A 20,601-nucleotide genomic window follows, 5' to 3' on the forward strand; every position below is an offset into this window, starting at 1 on the left:
GATTATGTTCTAAATAAACCAAAAAACTGAACTGAAACTACTTCTTCAATAAATATGAGGAACATACCGATTACAACGGCTGAGTTTGCGGCTTTACCAACACCTTCTGTTCCTTTTGATGAATTATATCCCTGGTAGCAGCCCACCATGCCAATGGTAAAGCCGAAAATTACAGCTTTAACGGTAGATGCTGTAATATCCAAAAAGGTAATGGATTCTAATGAGGACTGGAAAAAGGCTTTTGCACTTGTTCCTTCGCTCATGGATACGTTTAGCAGGGCACCCAGCATGCCTACCATTGCGGTATAGAACGTAAGAATGGGAATGGTAATTGTTGCGGCCAGCACGCGTGTGGTTACTAAAAACTTAAAAGGATTGGTGGCAGAAACCTCCATAGCATCAATTTGTTCTGTTACCCGCATGGAGCCAAGTTCGGCACCAATGCTGGAACCTACTTTTCCGGCTGCGATCAATGAGGTTAACAATGGGGCAAGGGTTCTAAGCAAAGCGATCCCTACGAGTGATGGCAACCATGAGGTAGCGCCAAATTCTGCTAGTGAGGGTCTGGACTGTTTGGTAAATACCACCCCAGTGATAAAACCTGTTAAAGAGATGAGGGCTAATGAGCGGTAACCAATGTCGTAACATTGTTTCATAAGCTCCTTACCTTCGTATGGAGGTAAAAAACCTTCTTTAAAAAAACGGCCTATAAATTGAAAAACATCATATAATGTTAAAAACATCCTGGATAACTTACCCGGGCCTTTAACTGCATCCTCTAAAACTACCGGGCTTTCAGCTTTGTTTCCCATGTATATCCGTTATCATATCCTTAATTTAGTAATTGCCCCCTAAAACCTGACAGCGATCTCTAGCTATCAAATTATGAGCCATGATTGCATGAAAACGCAATAATTTGATTATTTACCTCCAGGGGGACAATTTTTCTGTAAGAACTGAGTAAATGTCAGTGCCAAATGTTCTGATGTTCCTGTACCTTCATTAATTGAATGGGTTCTGTTTGGATAAGACATCAATTGGAATACTTTTCGGTTTTTTATTAATTCATTGATCAGCATTTCTGCGTTTTGATAATGCACATTATCGTCTCCAGTACCATGAATATACAATAGATTGCCTTTTAAGAACTTTGCGTAGTTAATTGGTGATCCCTTAGTGTAAGCTTCAGTAGTTTTTAAGGGTGAGCCCATGTATCTTTCCTGGTAAATATTATCATAGGTAAGCTGATTTGCTACTGCGGCAATGGCGATACCTGTTTGATAAATATCCGGATATTGGAACAGCAGGTTTAATGTGGAAGATCCGCCACCGCTCCATCCCCATACGGCGATGCGGTTTTTGTCTACAAAAGGCCAGGTAATGATCTTTTTAGCAGCCATAGCCTGATCACGGATGTTTAGTGTGCCAATCTTTTGGAAAATGCTTTTACGCCATTCTCTTCCTTTTGGTGTAGGGGTACCACGATTGTCAAGCGAAATATAAATATATCCGTCTTTAGCCATGTCGCCGGTATAAAGCCTGTTTTGTTCCACTCCCCAGGTATCTGCTGCCGTTTGTCCCCATGGTTCTCCATATACATAGAAAACAACCGGATATTTTTTTGTCTGGTCAAAGTTGTCTGGCTTTTTCATCCATCCATCCATTTCTACACCATCTTCTGTTGTCACTTTGAAAAACTCTACCTTATTCTTCTGTGGTTTGATCCTGCCAAGCTGGTTCGTTACACTTCCTTCCATCGTTAATGGGGTAAGGGTGGTAAACCGCATCCATTCTGTAAGCGGTGGAATCGTTGAACTTTGATAGGTATGCCTGGCGAAAAGACCATTTGGAGAAATGTCATAATCGTGGCTGCCCGGGAATATTGAAGAGGTTACCATTTCTAATTTTGCACCGCCACCCAGTTTGGTCTTGTATAAATATTTTTGGGTTGCATTAGAAGGGGAGGCCGTAAAATAAAGATATCCGGTTTTTTCATCGATCAGTAATTGCTGGATCACATCATAATCTCCCTTAGTGATCAGCGTTTGTTTTTTTCCGTCTTTACTGATGCGGTATACATGGTTCCAGCCATCTTTATCACTTGTCCAGATAAACTCTTTACCTTCATTGATCCAATCCCAGCCTTTAGTTGGGTCTATCCAGGCTTTATCGGTTTCTGTCAGGATATTGCTGATTGCTCCGCTGAGGGCATTGGCTACATATATTTTACTTTGATTTTGCTCCCTGTTCAATTGCTGCAGGATCACCTCATTGGTATTTGGGATCCATTCCATTCTTGGGATATAGTTTTGAATTAAATCGCCTGGAATTTTTAGCCAGCTTGTTGCTGCTGTGGCAATGTTCACAATGCCTACTTTGCAGGAAGAGGGATTTTCTCCAACCTTTGGATATTCTACAGGAATGGTAAACGGATAGATGGAATCTGTATTGTTGATCATCAGGAAGTTCTTTGTTTTTGCAGCATCCAATTGCCAATAGGCGATGGATTGTCCATCAGGGCTCCATCTGAAACCATCCCTGCAAAAGAACTCTTCTTCATATACCCAGTCAAAAGTACCATTGATCAACCTGTCTGTACCGTCTTTGGTTAACGCTTTACTGCTTTTATCATTCAGATCATCAACATAGATGTTGTTCTTGCTTACATAGGCTACTTTATTGCCATCTGGTGAGAATTTAGCGAACATCAGTGATGAGGCAGGTTTGCCTGCGCCAATTTTAATTACCTGATTAGACTTTAGGTCGGCCACATAATAGTCTCCGCGGGTTTCTTCACGCCACACCTTTTTACTATTGGTGTATATCAAAACTTTAGCACCATCTTCAGAGATCTCGAAGCTTTTGATGTTGGTATTTAGATTTGCAGATGCCAATAAACTGCGGCTTAATATAACCTTACGTTCATTTTTAGGTAGGGTAATGGATACGATCTCACCATTGCTTACCTGGTAATAAGAGGTGCCGTCCTTTGTCCACTTAACACCTTGTGCTCTGGCCTGGCTATAAATACCAATAATTAAAATTAAGCTAAGCTTAACAAAGAGGGTTTTGATGTTCATTTTTTAAAGTTCTATAAATTTCTCATATACACTTTGGAGATATGATTTTGCCTGGGTCAGTGTTTTTGAGGTTTGGGCCTCATCTTTTACATGACTATTGTACAGGATCATCTTTCCTACATTATCAAATGTAACACTTTGTTCGTTATTGATAAAGCCCATACCATTATCCCAGCTAAAAAAAGCAAATGGTTTAACATAAGGGTTAAGCAGGTTCTTGCTCCATATAAATTCTTTGTTACTGATATTTAACTGCGCTAAAAGTGTAGCTGCGATATCTGTCTGACTGCCAATGTTATTGAATTTTTTACCTTTAAATTCGTCTTTAATTACATCTCCATAAAACAGGAGCGGTACATGGTAACGTTGGGGAACATAAATATCATATATGTTCTTTGGGTACACATGACCATGATCTGCAATGAATATAAACAATGTGTTCTTATACCAGCTCTCTTTTTTTGCTGCATTAAGGTACGCATTTATACAGGAATCTGTATAATAGGCGGTACTTTTAAATTTTGCAATGTTATCTGACGTGCCAAATTTATACTGACCTGGCAGTGCAAACGGTTCATGGTTGGTGAGTGTCAGAATGGTGGAGAAAAAAGGTTGTTTTTCTGTTTTTATTTCCTGAAGCTGCCTTTTCAAGACTGCTCCATCAAATTGCCCCCAACTCGTTACCTGACCACCCTTGTAATCATTTTTATCAATTAGTTTTTGGTAGTCATGGCTCAATATAAATGCTTTGTAATTATCAAACTCAGACTCTCCGCCATAGAAGAAGGAATTGTGGTATCCATTTTTATATAAAGATTGTGCGATGGATGGTAGTTTTTGGGTCTTTTCCGGCCATTTAACAATATTAACAGCAGCCAGGGTAGGGAATCCGGAAAGGGTAGCTATAAATCCTTTGTCTGTCCTGTTTCCGGAAGAATATATTTTACTGAAAAGAACCCCTTTACTGATCAGGCTATCAAATGATGGGGTGATGCCATTCTCATTACCGAGTGTTTTGGTTAAATCGGCGGTAAAGCTTTCCACAATGAAAAGCACAATGTTTGGCCTTTCTGTGTTTAAAATGTGGATTGTTGTATCTTTTTTTACTGCATACAGGTCTTTAACCTGAAGCGCTGCTTGCTGCTTATCGAGATATAGGTAAGGATTTGACTTTGTTTTTTTTGCGGCAAGTACACTGGAGATCAGGTTCCATTCTGTATTTACTGCGGCATGATTTAGTATTTGCTCTTTAGAGAAATAAGCCATGCTCTGGTTAATTGGAGCACCATAAAAGCCACCGCGCATCATTAAAAAGGTTATTCCTATTAGCAGGATACTGATAATCCCTCTAAACCATACCGGACTTTTTTCGAACTTTATATTTTTAAGTATGATGCGGTTTTGAAGGAAAAAGCCCATTGCCGCAATTAAAGCCAGTATAGATATAGACAATGCAATGGGAGAGGATGCGCTTGATGCCAGTGCTTCGTTTGGTGTATAAATGGCAAAACCCAATGCTTTTGCGTTGATCTTACTGCCCCATTCCCGGTAAATGTTGAAATTAACTACGGAGATGAGACTAAATAATACAATCAGAATTTTATTATATACCGGAAGCCAGTTCAGGTTTACAACTTTCCTGCCATTTAAAAGCCAGTAGATGTAACTGATCAGCGGAATGATCAGCAGGTAGGCGATCATAGATATATCCAGCAAAAGTGCATGGTAAAAAGTGGCCAGGATCTCTGAATAGGAGATCCTGGCTATTTTGCTGGAATTAATGATTAAGAACAGGAACCGGTCAAGGAAGAAAAAAACAAGCCAGAACAGGATGAACCTGGCAAAGAAGAACGTGCTTTTTAACATGCCTGCAGCTTATTCTCCACCGTTTCTCATGGCTTCCATTTCTGCCATAGTTTTTAGTTCATAACCTTTAGGTACTTCTAAAGTAAATGGTCCTACCTTTTCTTCTTTAACACTTTTTAGCGTTAACACCGTTTTAATGCCTTCATTGATTGCGGTGTATTTTACAGGTGTTCCTTTAAGTTCAGCAAATTCAGGTGGAATTGCACCTGGTGAGAATTTAAGATCGGTACTTACCCAGATTTCATAGGCCGTTCCGTTATTGTCTTTGTAGGTATATTTTTCCGTTTGGTAGCCTGCAATGGTTTGTTTTTCACCGGAAGCCTTAAGGTCAACAAGTTTCATATTACCGGATTGTTTTTCCAGGTCTGCTTTGTTCATCTTTGTAGCAAACTGCTTTTGCATCATTGGTACATCGATCAGTAACAGCGCATTTTTTGCTGCTGCATCCGTAATTACTTTAACCATTGCCATTCCCATGTCGATCTCAACTTTGGAAATGGTTCCGTTAAACTGAACCTTACTTTCTGAGGGCAATACAGAGACATCGATGGCTTTTTTCTGATCCTCTGTAAGTACATACTCAATACCATAAGTAATGGTACCCTGTTCGATTACTTTTTGTGCTTTTGCGATTACAGCTGTGCCGATTAAGATAAGGGCTACTACACTGGTTTTGATGGATTTAAACATAGTTTTAATTTTTTAATTTTAATGGTACCGGTTTATTTAGCAATTGGCATAGGAAGGCAATTGTTCCCTACCAGGTAATTTTCTCTTTGTTAATGAATGAAGCTACCCCTCTTTTAAAGTCTTCGCTATCCCTTACCCGTGCATTGATCTGTACGGCAAGGGACAGGCTTTTCTCCAGCTGCGGATTTGTTGTTTGTCCGACGAGTTGTTTTGTAACCATTAACGAATTAGATGACGCTTCATTGCACAGTTTTAAAGCAAATTCCTGTACACTTTGACTAATTTCTTCTTTATCCGTTACAAAAGTGATCAACCCATATTCCAGGGCTTCCTGCGCTGTAAAAAGAGCACCGGTAAGCAGTATCTTTTTGGCAATCGTTTCGCTGGTCTTACGCAGCAGGAAACAAGATACAATTGCAGGTACGAAGCCAAGTTTTACTTCGGTATAACCATAGCTGGCCTCAGGTACTGAAAATATGATGTCGCAAATGGTGGCTAATCCGCATCCCCCGGCTATGGCATGACCTTCTACCTGGGCAATGACCACTTTTGGAAGATAATAGATTGTAGTAAATAATCGTTTAAGTCGCTCTGAATCGGCCAGATTCTCTTCGTAACTGTTTTGCTGCAGCTGCAGCAAGTAAGCCAAATCTGCACCTGCACTGAATGTGCCTCCAACAGCTTTCAATACAATTACCTTTACTTCATCGTCTTCTGAAGCTTTAAGGAATGTTTCTGTTAATAGATCAACGAGGTCAGGATTTAACGCATTACGCTTTTCCGGCCTGTTTATAGCGATGGTTGCTATCCGCTGACTAACTGAATATAAAACCAAAGGTTCTGTCATACTAGTTGGTTTAAACCAAATCCATTTATTTATTCGATCAAATATGCTTTATTTTTCTTTAAATCATAATTAAGAAGTTGAAATTTATCCATTCTAAATTTTAAAAAAGTAATGGTATTGCCTTTTAATGAAAAGAAGGATGTGGTAGTATCCCGGTTTCCATTTATGAAAATTATCTTTTGTACATGGTCCCGGTCCAGTCCGGGTTTAATAAAATAATGGAATGCCTTTCCGTTTGGGTCGAGATCTGTCATTACTATTGCCCTTTCCGCATATATAAACGCAGTTGCATGATGCTTACGAAGATTGTAAATTATCATTTTTTTCTGCTTTAAGGCTGTAACCCACCCATAACTATGGATGGACTGGAGCATTAAAAAACACATTAGGGAAATATATAGGTGCATTTTCTTAAAGGATGATAACGCAGTTGCCAGTGTTGTTAATGCCATACATAGCAGCAACAGTTCTATTTTATTGAGCCAGATAGATGATAGGTTAGCGCCCGGGAGCGTAGAGATCCATTCCAACCCGCTGTTGGTAAAGTTAATCAGCCATTCAAATGCTGGGCCTAAAAATTCAAACTTACCCAACAGGATCAGGATGCCCAGATACATTAGCAGTGCTGTTGGCAGCATAATAAACAGATTGCTAAGCAGGAAATATACCGGGAACTGATGAAAATAATACAGACTAAATGGAGTAGTGATCAATTGAGCGGCCAGTGATATCGCTGTGGCCGACCAAATCTTATTGATCCATTTATTTTTAATATAAACCCAGTTTTGAATTTTTGGCTGCAGATAGATCAGGCCAAGTACAGCGAGAAAGGACAATTGAAATCCAACATCCCAAATCAAAAATGGTTCATAAACCAGTAAGCAGAATGCAGAAAATGCGATTGTATTGTAACTGTTTGTCCTTCTTGAGCAGGTCTTAGCTATAATAAATACGGATAGCATTATGGCTGAGCGTAGAACAGATGGCGAAAATCCGGTTAGTAACGCATACATCCAGATCAATGCCAGGATCAAGAATGTTTTGATATACTTCATCAATTTACTGCGGTTTAAAAACTGTAATGCCCAGTTTATGATCAGGTAGATTAAACCTACATGCATTCCCGATACGGATAGCGCATGTATGGTTCCTGTTTTAGAATAGATGCTTAATGTTTCTTGACTTAAATCTGCCCGGTATCCCAGGATCAGCGTTGAAGCCAGTGCAAAAGCATCATCTCCTTTTATGACCTTCCGGTAAAAGCTGACCTGCGCAGCCCTGGTCTTTAGTGCAAACGCTTTGATTATATTACCTGTGTTGCTCTTTGTTTTTACGAGCTGATTCGGATAAAGGTATGCCTGGTGATCGATATGCTGTGCCGCCAGCCAGAACCTGTAATCGAATTCTGATGGATTAAATGGTGGATCTATTGTGTTTAATTTTGATGGAATGACAAGTTGATCTCCATAGATCAGATTGATGGGCTGCCTGATGTTTGTCCTGACAGCAATTAAGATCGTTCCTGTTGCTGTATTTGTCGTGATCTTTAATAATTGATCATCTTCCTGAGAACGTTGAGAACCTTGAGAGCGTTGAAAACCTTGAGAGTGTTGAGAGCGTTGATCGAATTTAGCGTTTATAGAATAATGATCAATTTGATTTTGCGTAGTGGATGGATAACTACACTGGTAAGCACAGATTACTTTTGCCTTAAACTTTAGAATATGACCTTTTAGCTGGGGTTCATCATCAACCATAACCTTTAAGTAGTTTGCTTTCTGGTGTTTATAATGATCTGCTGCTAAAGGTTGTTTATTGATCACACTACACAGACCACCAAGACTAAAAATGAAAAGGTATATGATCAGTCCGTTAATTCCTTTAAAACGGTAGGCCTTTAAACGCTTGTAAAAAATGTGCACGAATAATACAATGAGCAACAGGAATGCACATATGCGATATAACCAGGTTATCTGTTCCAGATGATCTACCGGATAAAATAGAAAGATCCCCAGGGCGAAAGGCGCTAAGATCCTTACAAACACAAATTCTGATCTTGTATAATTAGGTCTCAAAGCTGATAGCGTATTTGAAAATTAACTGCTGATTTTTTATTTCCTTTAATCTCGTCCAGCCCCGAACCAATGCTTGCTACATCACTGTATAGGTAGATCCCGTATCTTGTCCACAAGTCGATTTGCTTGTTTAACCGGTATCTTAGATTTATAAAGGTTCTGATGCCTTTTCCACTATAAATTCCTGAGCTTGCCCCATATAGCACGTTATCCTCATACGCATAAATTCTGCTGTTATACGATGGCGTTGCAAAGCAGGCTATCCGCATATTGGCAGATAATTTTGCAGACATCGGCTTATAATTTATATCAGAATAGATTAAGCACCCAATTTCATTTCTTAATTTACCTTTTTGATATTCAGAAAGTTCCAGTCGCTGCTGAAAGTTAAACTTCTTATCTAATTTCCAGTTGCATTCTATTCTTGCAGTTTGTTTTTTGACTTGTTCAAGCTGGCTGTCATCATCTGCATTCTGTTGTTTGATCTCTTTTTTATAACACAGAATAAGTTTGAAGGTCTTTGTTGGTGTATAGGCTATCTGACCCAGGGTTTCATAACCGGAAGAGGGGGAGTCTATACGGTATTTTAACCAGGGAAATTTAAAATAATCACAATATATTGAATAAGTCCACCTCTTGCTGGCTGCATAATTTAGCCCCATATACCAGCCTCTTTCGTTATTGATTTCCGAACCTTCACCAATTCCATTGCTGTAGAAATTGTGATAATCCTTTGCATAATTTCGGTAGAGCATTATCATTGACATGGTTTTCGATAAACTGATCATTGCAGCATTGACTACAGCCCATCCGCTGGTAAGACTGTGGGCTGCTTCTGCATAGAGATACATGTTTCTGTACGTATAATTATAATGAATTCCTCCGTTTGTGAGCCGGTTACCGGTAAAACCATATCGGTTATATGCTTGTGTTCCTGTGATAAATTCATGCTGATACCTTGTGTGATATCCAATTAAACCAATTTGGAGGTTATTCTTTGTGTATTGAACTGCAACTCCATAGATTAGCTGTTTCAGGGTTTTTTGGTTCTTCAATTCATTTTGAGTCCGGTGTAATCCGCTTAAAGTAATATTCTGTAGCGTTGGGTTGTGATCTTCCGTATAGGTTAAACTGGCATCCAGTTTTCTGAATGAAATAAAGGAGGTGTAATTTATGCTATTGGATATGGCTATTGTAGCTGCAGCACCTCTAAAGAAAGAAACTTCGTTGGCAGAGCTATACGGCTTTATTCCGCCGTCTTTGGCTGCAACACTGGTCACATCTGAACCTTTCCCGAATGCAAAGCCCGACCATAAAGTTAATCCTTGTCCAAATTGCAGCGAATAATCCCCTAGAATGAGCTTTTCAATCTTCCCGATATGACCAATCCCTATGTTGCCGGATATATGATCTGCACCTGTTTTTTGTGATAAAAGATATTCTCCTGCATCTTTTTCAGCAATTAGGGTTGCTGATAAGGTATTAGAAAAAGAGTACTTGTATTTAAATAATAGTTTCTCTGGAGTACCCTGGTATTTGCTTCCTGGTAAGTTTGTGAACCCTTTCTGCGTTTCCAATATTCGTCCGTACCTAAATATAAGATCATGATTTCCTTTTATAAATAGTTCTTCAGGCTGCTTTCCGGATAGTTCTGAAGGTATTTTAAGTGTAACGAACGGCAATAATCGTTTGATCGTTTCTGAGTCAAAACCTTCAATACCCTGAAGCTCCAAAAGATCCAGTAGCTTTCCATTGGTTGTGAGGTGGTTGAATAAATTGCTGATCTGTAACGCAGATAGAAATATCAGATCATTCAATTCCTGCCTGTTTGTTTTATTGAGGTTAATTGGGTTTTTTATATGATAATTAAGCCGTTCTGCGATTTCAGAAAGGTCGTAATCTTCCGGCAAGGACTCTGCAATTGCTTCAATGAGCTCTTTTACGAATACATCTTCTTCCTGTGCCCTGGCTTTTAGAAACAGGAACATCATGATCAGGAGGATTGCTATAATTTTAGTGTTTGGCATAAATCAGCCAAATCACCAGAATTTATTTTAGATGAACCAAGTATTATCCGGTTAAGTTGAAATATTTTTTTGCGCTTAGAGTACGGGTGTTTGTAGGTGTGTTATTGGTTTAAACGGAAATTCGCTATATAAAAATTTTAGAATTGCTTTTTGACGCTGTAATGGGCATAATTACTAAGCCTACCATAATAACAATTGAAATTGGTAAGAAAGACAGCAGGAGTGACACAGACCTTTTGAAAGTTAGATCTCGTCATTAAGCTTCAGTAAGAAGTCTTTTAGTTTTTCTAAAGAGGCAATGATCTTTTGGTTTTCTTTGACTTCTCCACTATTATTCTTTAAATGTTCTTTAGCTCCTTTTAAGGTAAAACCCTTGTCATCTACCAGGTGAAAGATGATCTTTAAATTGTCAATATCCTCTGGGGTAAATAAGCGGTTTCCCTTTTTGTTTTTCTTAGGCTGCAGTACATCAAACTCCTTTTCATAAAATCGGATCTGCGATGCATTTACGCCAAACATTTCGGTTACCTCACCCATTGTATAATACATCTTATTGATTTCCCGTTCCTTATAAGGCATATTTTGGTATTGATTATTAGTGGTTTATAGCTTTTATTTAAAGTAGTCAAACTTAGATAAAATTGTTTATAAATAAGGCAAAAATATCTAAGTTTGTTCACCATAAATAAAGAGAAGGATGACAGCTAAGGAAATAAGACAGGCGTACTTAAAATTTTTCGAATCAAAACAACATCACATTGTTTCATCTGCACCAATTGTAGTTAAAAACGATCCGACACTGATGTTTACCAACGCCGGAATGAACCAGTTTAAAGACCTGTTCTTAGGTGAGGCGCCGATAAAATATCCAAGAGTTACAGATACCCAGCGGTGTCTGCGTGTTTCCGGGAAACACAATGACCTGGAAGAGGTTGGTATTGATACCTACCACCACACCATGTTTGAGATGCTTGGTAACTGGAGTTTTGGCGACTATTTTAAAAAAGAAGCCATTGCATGGAGCTGGGAGCTGCTTACGGAAGTTTATAAAATTCCTAAAGATAAATTATATGTATCCATTTTTGAAGGCGATGATAAAGAAGGGCTGCCTAAGGATACTGAAGCTTACGAGTTGTGGAAGCAGTATGTTCCTGAGGAGCGCATCATCCTGGGAAATAAAAAAGACAATTTTTGGGAAATGGGTGATACCGGTCCCTGCGGACCATGTTCTGAGATCCATGTAGATTGCAGACCGGATGATGAGCGTAAGGCCGTTGAAGGTAAATCACTGGTTAATGCCGATCATCCACAGGTTATTGAGATCTGGAACAATGTTTTTATGCAGTTTAACAGGCTAAAGGACGGTTCGTTACAACCTCTGCCTGCTCAGCATGTTGATACCGGGATGGGTTTTGAACGGTTGGTTCGCGTACTTCAGGGTAAATCATCCAATTATGACACCGATGTTTTTCAACCGCTGATCCAATTTATTGCAAACCATGCAGGTATCGTTTATGGTACCGATGAAAAAACAGATATCGCCATGCGTGTTATGGCCGATCATATCCGCGCAATTTCATTTGTTATTGCTGATGGTCAGCTTCCGTCTAACAATAAGGCTGGTTATGTAATTCGACGCATTCTTCGTCGCGCAGTCCGTTATGCCTATACTTTCCTTAATTTAAAAGAGCCTTTTCTAAACCAATTGGTGCCTGTATTGGCTGAACAGTTTAAAGGTGTTTTTGAAGAACTGGTTTTACAGCAGGATTTTGTACAGAAAGTTGTTCTGGAAGAAGAGGTTTCTTTTCTCCGCACCTTAGCAACCGGTATTCAGCGCTTTGATCATTATACCAGGAAACAGGGTGAATTGCTTATGGCCGAAAATGCCATTGAACTGGAGAAATCATTTGAAGATGCATGGGTACACAGTATCCTAAAAGATCAAATGGTGATTTCCGGTGAGTTTGCATTTGAACTGCAGGATACTTATGGGTTTCCGATTGATTTAACAGAACTTATGGCCAGAGAACAACGCTGGTCTGTGGATATGGAAGAATACGGCCGTGAACTGCTTAAACAAAAGGAACGTTCGCGTGCTGCTACTGCTATTGATACGGGCGACTGGGTAATTGTGAATGGCAACCTTGAGGTTGAGTTTGTTGGTTATGATGATTTTGAAGCCGAAACTGAAATTGTTAAATACCGTAAGGTTAGTGCTAAAGGTAAGGAACAGTACCAGATCGTTTTAAGCAAAACCCCGTTCTATGCGGAAAGCGGTGGTCAGGTTGGTGATACTGGCAGGCTGGAAGATCACAGCCGGCTCTTCTTTGTTGACATTACGGATACCAAGAAAGAGAATGGTGTTATTGTGCATTATGCTGATACCTTGCCTGAAGATCTGGATGGTAGTTTCTGGGCGGTGATCGATGAAGATAAACGTTTATTGTCTCAGGATAATCATACCGCTACGCACTTATTACATGCGGCCTTAAAAAAGGTTTTAGGTACTCATGTAAACCAGAAAGGCTCAATGGTGAACCCAGACTATCTCCGTTTTGACTTTTCACATTTTGAAAAGATCAGTGAAGAGGACCTGGCTAAAATTGAGCACCTGGTTAATCAAAAAGTAAGAGAAAATATTCCATTAAAGGAACAACGTTATGTTCCTTATGATCAGGCCATTTCAAGTGGTGTGACCGCGTTGTTTGGTGAGAAATACGGCGACCTGGTACGGATCGTTACGTTTGATGATCATTATTCTAAAGAGCTTTGTGGTGGTACCCATGTACAGGCTACCGGACAGATCGGTTACTTTAAGATCATTTCTGAAAGCGGTGTGGCTGCTGGGGTAAGGCGTATTGAGGCAATAACGGCTGATAAGGCCGAAGCCTTTGTTTTATCTCAGAATAGAGAACTTAACGAGTTGAGGTCTCTGCTAAAAGGCAATAAAGATCTAACCGCTGCAGTAAGCGCACTGATTGAAGAAAATAACAAGCTTAAGAAAGAGGCTGATAAAGCGGTAACTGAGCAGTCTGCAAATCTGAAGCATGAGATTGTTCATCACCTTAAAACCATTAATGGTGTGAACCTGATCGCTACGCATGTTGACCTGCCAAACGCTGATGCGGTTAAGAATCTTGCTTTTGCAGTTAAAGATCTGGTTGATGACTTGTTTCTTGTGTTTACTACGTTGATTGACGATAAACCTGGTATCACCGTGATGCTGTCAGAAAACCTGGTTAAAGATAAAGGATTAAATGCATCAAATATTGTTCGCGAATTGGCAAAGGATATACAAGGTGGCGGAGGCGGTCAGCCTTTCTATGCTACTGCTGGTGGTAAGAATAAAGAAGGGCTGTCTGCTGTGTTGTTGAAGGCTGAGGAAATGTTGTAATTGACAAAAAAAGCGTTCTCTTCGAAGGCGGCATTAATTCCGATGAAGAATCGGAAAGAACGCTATGCCTTCTCTGAGAAGCTATTTTTGTTCCTTAAAATTTAGTAGCAGGGTAAGGAGGTGATTAGGAGATCATTTTTAGATGGTTAGTTAGCTTGTTTAGAGGCTATTTTCTAGATGATTAGTTAGCCTTGTTGATTGGTTATTCTTTAGGTGATTAGTTAGCTTGTTTAGAGGCTATTCTTTAGATGGTTAATTAGATTGTTCTTTTAGGTGATTAGTTAGCTTGTTTAGAGGCTATTCTTTAGATGGTTAATTAGATTGTTCTTTAGGTTATTAGTTAGCCTTGTTGATTGGTTATTCTTTAGGTGATTAGTCAGATTATTTTTAGCAGGATTAGGATATAATTAAAAAACCGTTAAGGTTGCAGTTTCGTTGGAACGGCAAACCTTAACGGTTTTGTTTTTTGATAGATAGTTTTATGGTTATTATGCAGCGAGTTTCTTTTCGTTTTCAATAGATAGGATGCCGTCACCTTCGATAAGGAAAGTGATCAGTCCAATTAGAACGACGCTGGATAACCAGAATTCTGAATAGGGGCTTAAAACGTTTCCAGGAAGATTTACGAAGAAAACAGCTGCGATAAGAATTGGCAGGTTGAGCAAACATACAAAGCGGGTATTGGTGCCTAAAGTAATGAACAGTCCGCCGAGGATGTGAAGCACAATGATGAGGTGAGCGATCAGGCTGATGGATACTGCTAAGCCCAATCCGGCATTTTCCATGAGATTTGTGAAAGCATGAAGATTTGAGGCGAAATTAATGCCTTTCCAAATGAGTATTAGCCCCAATAGCATTCTGAAATAATCGAGCCATTTTGGGTGATGATGATCCCCCCAGTTCTGAATTTTTGTGAGTAACTTCATAGTATTTTATATTTGGTCTAATAAATTTACGAAAAATACTTTGGTATTTCAATACTGATTTTGTGATTATATATTGCTGGCTAATGAGCTTTTTCGGATTGAATTGAAAGTTCTTTAATGATTATTTGATTTGTGTAATATTTAATATAAAGTCTATTAAAGTAGTAGACTTTATTATCTTTGCAGCCTAGATAACAATTTTGTGAGTGTAGTCAATTATTTGATAATATATGGTTTAAAGTGTATATTAGACACACAAAATGTTAACGTTTATAGGGATCGTTAGCGCTCTCCTTGATTTTTTTAGGCTGTTAATTAATGAAAGTGGGAACTTTCATTTGGGGATGTAGAATGAGTAGAAGTCTTCTTATAAGTGATGATGATCTTCTTTCTTTATTTAAGGAAGGGGATAGGGATGCATTTAAAATGATTTACGAGCGTTATTGGCAATTGCTTTTTGTTTCTGCCTGTAAAGTTCTTAAAGATGAAGATGAAGCGAAGGATGTGGTTCAGGAAGTTTTTATGTCTTTCCTGAATAGAGGGAAAGACATTGAGATAAATTCGAGCATCTCTGTTTATTTATATTCTGCAGTTCGTTATAAGGTATTCGATTATCTAAGCAGACAAAAAGTAAGGGATAATCATAAGGAATCGGTCATTAATTACGTGTCTCAAGTTAGTTACTCCACAGATAGAACGCTTATAGAGAAAGAAATCATCGCCGAAATTGAAAAGGAGATTAAAAATTTACCTGAAAAGATGCGTGAGGTGTTCGAGTTGAGTAGAAAAGATGAACTTTCTTATAAACAAATCGCTGAAACATTAAATATTTCTGATAAAACTGTGAAAAAGCAGATCAGCAATGCGATAAAGCTATTAAAACCTAAGTTTACGAATTACTATTCTTTGGTATTTGTAATTTGTTTTAAGTTTTTTTAATTTATTTCATTTTTATCTACTACCAAAGGTTCTTTTGGCCGACATATATAAAAGCGAATTCAGCTTTTGTAAAAAACCAGGATGAAAAACACTTTCTCTAAAGATCTTTTTGATAAATACATTAAAGGAAATTGTACTGCCGAAGAAAAGGCAATAGTTGAAGCCTGGTATCTTAGTGAGTTAAAAAATAGCACATATACTCCTTCTGCAGAACGGATCGAACTGCTTAAAAATGAAGTTTGGAATAATTTAGATCCTGATGCCGCAAAAGAGTCTCCCAGGTCGATAGCTCCATTGGTAAAGTGGTTCTCTTACGCCGCTTCATTTATTGTTGCCATACTGTTTGTATATCTGTATCAGGTACGGTCGCCAAAAACTGTGGTTACACAGCAACATATCGCGAAAGCTAATATTTTGTCTGCTTCTAAAAGTGAGAATAGCATGATGAAATTGTCAGATGGCAGTATCGTGATCCTCGGTAAGGGAAGCAGGCTCATCTTGTCAGATGCATTCAACAAATCTGATTCCAGAGACGTACAACTAATCGGTAAGGCATTCTTTGACATTAAGCACAATGAAGCCAAGCCTTTTATTATACACTCCGGTTCTATCAAGACAACTGTTCTGGGTACCTCATTTGATATTGATGCCGATCCGAAAAAAAATAAGGTAACGGTAAATGTAATACGCGGGAAGGTTAGGGTAGAAGACCTTGACAGCCATCAGCTGGGAGTTTTGACCCGGAATATGCAGATCACCTATGATGATGATGCAAATAAAGCCATATTAAGATCCATTGATGCAGTAAAGGAATTGTCCTGGAATAAAAGAGAAGATCTTGTATTTAATGACAATTCACTAGCAGATGCCAAAGCACTTTTACAAGAACGTTTCGGGGTAAAAATAATCGTAAATGATGAAGATCTTAACAATCAGAAGTTTACAGGGTCAATGGGAGCAGAGGAAGAATTAAACCATTTTCTGGAAAGTATCTGCTACCTGATCAATGCTAAATACACCATCAACAACAAAACAAAAGAAGTATCAATTAAACCATTAAACCAATAGACAAATGAAGAAACTTTACCCAAACCAGAAAAATTCAACGTAAAAAAAGGTAAGGAGATTAATTAATATTACGAGTATTAAGTAATCCACCTTACCTCCGGGCAACTCATTTAGAATGAGTGCTCTTTCATGTAATTCCAAGCAACGAGTTTAGTAATCACATTAAAAAACTAAAATATGAATTTTTCTGCAGAAGCAGCAAGAAACGGAGATTCTATTTTCCGGAAATACCACCACTTCTTAATTTACTGTATGCGAATAACCTTACTTATCTGCTTCGTAACAACCCTCTCACTCCAAGTTGTTTTCGCTACGGCAGCAAATGGACAAGGTATGGCGAATGTTAACGTAAGCATTGAATTGGATAATGAAGATCTGATAAGCGCCATTAAAAAAATAGAGAACAGCACCAACTTTCGTTTTCTATACAAGCCAGCCGATGTTAAAGACATCAATCATCTTAATTTAAATTTGAGATCAGTTAGTGTTGAAGGTCTAATGAAACAGCTGTTAGCCGGATCATCGCTTACCTTTAAGCAGATTGATGACCGCATTCTGATCACTAAGAATGCAAATTTGACCAGAAAGCAGATTGCTGCCAGTACCGGATCATTAGTTGTTGCGGATACCATTATTAGTGGTACTGTATTCGATGCGAAAACAAAAGATCGCATTACCGGTGCTACCATATTGCAAAAGAACACCAAGAATATGGTGCTTACTGATGGCAGAGGTAATTTTAGAATTTCGTCTTCTTTGGGTTCTGTATTATTGATCAGTTACATTGGTTATGAAACACAAGAGGTTACCATTACCCAAAAAGTATTGGAGATCAGATTGTCTGAATCTGCTCAATCTCTTAAAGGGGTAGTTGTTACCGGTATCTTTGCGCAGTCCAAATCTACATTTACAGGAGCCGCAAGAACGTTCAATGGTGAGGAGCTTTCTAAAGTATCAAATAACAATGTACTTACTGCATTAAAATCTCTTGACCCATCCTTTCAGATGCCTGAGAATCTTAATTTAGGTTCTAATCCAAACGTGTTGCCTGATGTGGTTTTGCGTGGGGGGAATACGCTTGTTGATACACGGCAGGCAACTGCTACGGCTGATCCGTTTAATTATCAGAGTGCTCCCAATGCGCCGCTTTTTATTCTGGATGGTTTTGAAACTTCACTCCAGCGGATAAATGACCTGGATATGAATCGGATTGCGAGTGTAACGATCCTTAAAGATGCAGGTGCAACAGCGATCTATGGATCCAGAGGTGCAAATGGAGTTATTGTTATTGAACAGGTTAGACCTGTTGAAGGTAAACTTAGGTTTACTTATAATGCGAGTACAGTAATTGAAGCACCGGATATTACTGGCTATGATTTGTTGAATGCCCAGGAGAAATTTGATCTGGAAGATCGTTCAGGTGTTTTTAGTAATACGTTTAATACCACTCAAAATGCGCTGGACCTGGTTCGGTCGAATCGTTTGGCAGCTGTTAAAAGTGGTGTAAATACCCATTGGATCTCTAAACCATTGCGTACTGGAATTGGGCAGAAGCATAATATTTATGCGGAAGGCGGGGCAGACGCCGTTACTTATGGATTAAACCTGACCTATGATCAAAAATCTGGAGTAATGAAAGGTTCTGACCGTACTACTACTACAGGCAATTCATTCATCTCTTACCGTCTTAAAAACTTTCAGTTCAGGAATGATCTGACTTTGTCATTTAATAAGGCAAATAATTCACCTTATGGTTCATTCAGGCAGTATACACAATTGAATCCGTATTGGAATCCTTATGATGCCAATGGAGACCTGAAGGTTTACCTCGAAGAAGTTATTGATCCGCAAACCGGTCTGAGAGTAGGTCCTAATTTAACCGATTATTATAATAACTTAAATGGTTATGTTGGCAGACCCGTAAATCCGTTGTATAATGCCTCGCTAAATATTAAAGATCAAACCACTTACAAACGGATCAGCAATAACTTTGAAACCAGATGGCAGGCAAAAGAATGGCTTCGTTTAACAGGTAGATTATCTTATACACAACAATCTGATGAATCGGATATATTCTTACCTGCTCAGCACAGTTCATTTGCAAATATAACCACTTTTGAGAAAGGATCTTACACAAAAGGTTACGGTGAAACGCAACGTATAGAGGGTTTCTTTACCGGAGAGGCAAATAAAAACTTTGGTAAACATTTTGTTTCCGGTTCAGCAACCTTTAACGTTCAGGAGAATTCTTACAACAACCAGTCATTCCGGGTGGTTGGATTCTCTAATCCAAACCTTGATGAACTGGTATTGGGAAATCAATACCCTGCCAATACAAGACCGGCTGGTTCAGAAAGTGTTTCCAGGTCTATTGGTACATTGGCACGTGTGGCTTATGCCTATGATAATCGTTACTTATTTGATGCAACCTATCGTTTGGATGGATCTTCCTTGTTTGGATCAGACAAGCGTTTTGCACCATTCTGGTCATTGGGAGCAGGTTGGAATTTACATAATGAAGAATTTTTAAAAGATAATAGTGCGGTAAATGAATTAAAATTGCGCTATACCATTGGTACCACAGGATCTCAAAGCTTTGAAAGCTATAAAGGAATCACAACGAGTTTGTATTATACGGACCGTGATTATCGTGGCGTAATTGCTTCTTATTTATTGGGGTATGGAAATAGCGCATTGGCATGGCAAAAAACGTTAAAGAATAACGTTGGCCTTGATTTTACGCTGTTTAACAGATTCTCTGTAACTGCCAATTATTTTGCAGATCGTACCAAAGGTAGTATCGCTTTCATTTCAAGCGCACCATCTTCTGGTTTCCCTGGATACTATGATAACATGGGCGATGTTGTAAATAAGGGTTATGAAGTTTATGCACGTTATAATTTAATTGCAAAGCCTGCCAACCGTAATAACTGGTCTGTGTTTACGAATCTGGCACACGTAACGAATAAGATTGAGAAAATATCCTCTACTATCCGGGCACTTAATAACCGTGCAAATACGTCACTGTCAGCAACGCCACTTCCACGTTATGCTGAAGGACAATCTGTAAATGTAATCTGGGGAGTACAGTCACTGGGTATTGACCCGGCTTCTGGTAACGAATTGTTTAGAAAACGCGATGGTAGTATCACTACTACTTATGATCCGGCAGACCAGGTTATTATTGGTGATGCTACTCCTAAGTTTAGAGGTAATATTGGAACCAATCTGGAAATTGATGGTATAGGGTTCAATATTTACCTGGCCTTTAATGTTGGTGGTGATACTTATAACCAGACTTTAGTAGACCGGGTTGAAAATGTAAATGTAAATCAGTACAACGTAGACAGAAGAGTTGCTGAAAGCCGCTGGCAAAAACCAGGTGATGTTTCCCTTTATCGTGCTATCGTAAACTATGCGGGTACAACAAGTCCTCCAATCACGTATGTGACCTCAAGATTTGTACAGAAAAATAATTTTATAGCCGGCGAAAGTGCATCACTATATTACCGTTTTTCCAATCAGCTGAATAAGCGTTTAGGACTGCAAAATACAAAAGTGACATTATTTACCAGTGATGTATTCAGATTAGCAAGTATTAAACGGGAACGCGGTTTAGATTACCCATTTAGCCGTAGCTACACGATACAATTACAGACAACTTTTTAATTGACCATATTAATTTAAGA

The 20,601-nt window shown here is 38.8% G+C and carries 13 protein-coding genes; 4 read left to right on the forward strand and 9 right to left on the reverse strand.

Annotated features, from left to right (window positions below; translation table 11 throughout):
* Positions 1–2 precede the first annotated feature (2 nt).
* The 8 genes from ATK78_RS01215 to ATK78_RS01250 form a co-directional block, all read right to left on the reverse strand.
* Positions 3–812 carry an MlaE family ABC transporter permease gene (locus tag ATK78_RS01215; RefSeq protein WP_133574239.1) on the reverse strand — a complete coding sequence of 270 codons (810 nt, stop codon included), beginning with the start codon at positions 810–812 and terminating at the stop codon, positions 3–5.
* Positions 813–920: 108 nt separating this feature from the next.
* A complete protein-coding gene (locus ATK78_RS01220) occupies positions 921–3,080 on the reverse strand; it encodes a S9 family peptidase (RefSeq protein ID WP_133574240.1) in 2,160 nt (719 codons plus the stop codon).
* Between the two features lie 3 nt (positions 3,081–3,083).
* Complete coding sequence (locus ATK78_RS01225; RefSeq protein ID WP_133574241.1) at positions 3,084–4,946, reverse strand: LTA synthase family protein; 1,863 nt, start codon at positions 4,944–4,946, stop codon at positions 3,084–3,086.
* Positions 4,947–4,955: 9 nt separating this feature from the next.
* The gene (locus tag ATK78_RS01230) at positions 4,956–5,636 is read right to left on the reverse strand and encodes a DUF4412 domain-containing protein (RefSeq protein ID WP_133574242.1); all 681 of its coding nucleotides are present in this window, start codon (positions 5,634–5,636) and stop codon (positions 4,956–4,958) included.
* A gap of 67 nt (positions 5,637–5,703) precedes the next feature.
* A complete protein-coding gene (locus tag ATK78_RS01235; protein WP_133574243.1) occupies positions 5,704–6,483 on the reverse strand; it encodes an enoyl-CoA hydratase/isomerase family protein in 780 nt (259 codons plus the stop codon).
* A 29-nt stretch (positions 6,484–6,512) separates the two neighbouring features.
* Positions 6,513–8,558 (reverse strand): ComEC/Rec2 family competence protein, encoded by a 2,046-nt coding sequence (locus ATK78_RS01240; RefSeq protein ID WP_133574244.1) that lies wholly within the window; start codon positions 8,556–8,558, stop codon positions 6,513–6,515.
* The gene (locus ATK78_RS01245) at positions 8,555–10,585 is read right to left on the reverse strand and encodes a general secretion pathway protein GspK (RefSeq protein ID WP_243732401.1); all 2,031 of its coding nucleotides are present in this window, start codon (positions 10,583–10,585) and stop codon (positions 8,555–8,557) included. Before ATK78_RS01245 ends, ATK78_RS01240 begins: the two co-directional genes overlap by 4 nt.
* A 243-nt stretch (positions 10,586–10,828) precedes the next feature.
* Positions 10,829–11,164: a MerR family transcriptional regulator gene (locus ATK78_RS01250; protein ID WP_133574245.1), complete on the reverse strand. Its 336-nt coding sequence runs from the start codon at positions 11,162–11,164 to the stop codon at positions 10,829–10,831.
* A gap of 118 nt (positions 11,165–11,282) precedes the next feature.
* On the opposite strand from ATK78_RS01250, the gene alaS reads away from it, so the two are divergent.
* Positions 11,283–13,979 (forward strand): alanine--tRNA ligase, encoded by a 2,697-nt coding sequence (gene alaS, locus ATK78_RS01255; protein ID WP_133574246.1) that lies wholly within the window; start codon positions 11,283–11,285, stop codon positions 13,977–13,979.
* Positions 13,980–14,467: 488 nt separating this feature from the next.
* Here the strand turns inward: alaS and ATK78_RS01260 are convergent, their stop codons facing one another.
* Positions 14,468–14,905, reverse strand: a complete 438-nt coding sequence (locus ATK78_RS01260) for a DoxX family protein (protein ID WP_133574247.1) — start codon at positions 14,903–14,905, stop codon at positions 14,468–14,470.
* A gap of 351 nt (positions 14,906–15,256) precedes the next feature.
* On the opposite strand from ATK78_RS01260, the gene ATK78_RS01265 reads away from it, so the two are divergent.
* The 3 genes from ATK78_RS01265 (at position 15,257) to ATK78_RS01275 (ending at position 20,581) form a co-directional block, all read left to right on the forward strand.
* Entirely contained in the window at positions 15,257–15,844 is a 588-nt protein-coding gene (locus ATK78_RS01265; protein WP_133574248.1) for an RNA polymerase sigma factor, read from the forward strand.
* Positions 15,845–15,925: 81 nt separating this feature from the next.
* Positions 15,926–16,912: a FecR family protein gene (locus tag ATK78_RS01270; RefSeq protein ID WP_133574249.1), complete on the forward strand. Its 987-nt coding sequence runs from the start codon at positions 15,926–15,928 to the stop codon at positions 16,910–16,912.
* Between the two features lie 177 nt (positions 16,913–17,089).
* Positions 17,090–20,581, forward strand: coding sequence for a SusC/RagA family TonB-linked outer membrane protein (locus ATK78_RS01275; protein ID WP_133574250.1), 3,492 nt, complete (start codon positions 17,090–17,092; stop codon positions 20,579–20,581).
* The last annotated feature ends 20 nt before the right edge of the window (positions 20,582–20,601 follow it).

This window comes from Pedobacter metabolipauper (assembly GCF_004362715.1).
In the GTDB taxonomy this organism is placed as follows: Bacteria; Bacteroidota; Bacteroidia; order Sphingobacteriales; family Sphingobacteriaceae; genus Pedobacter; species Pedobacter metabolipauper.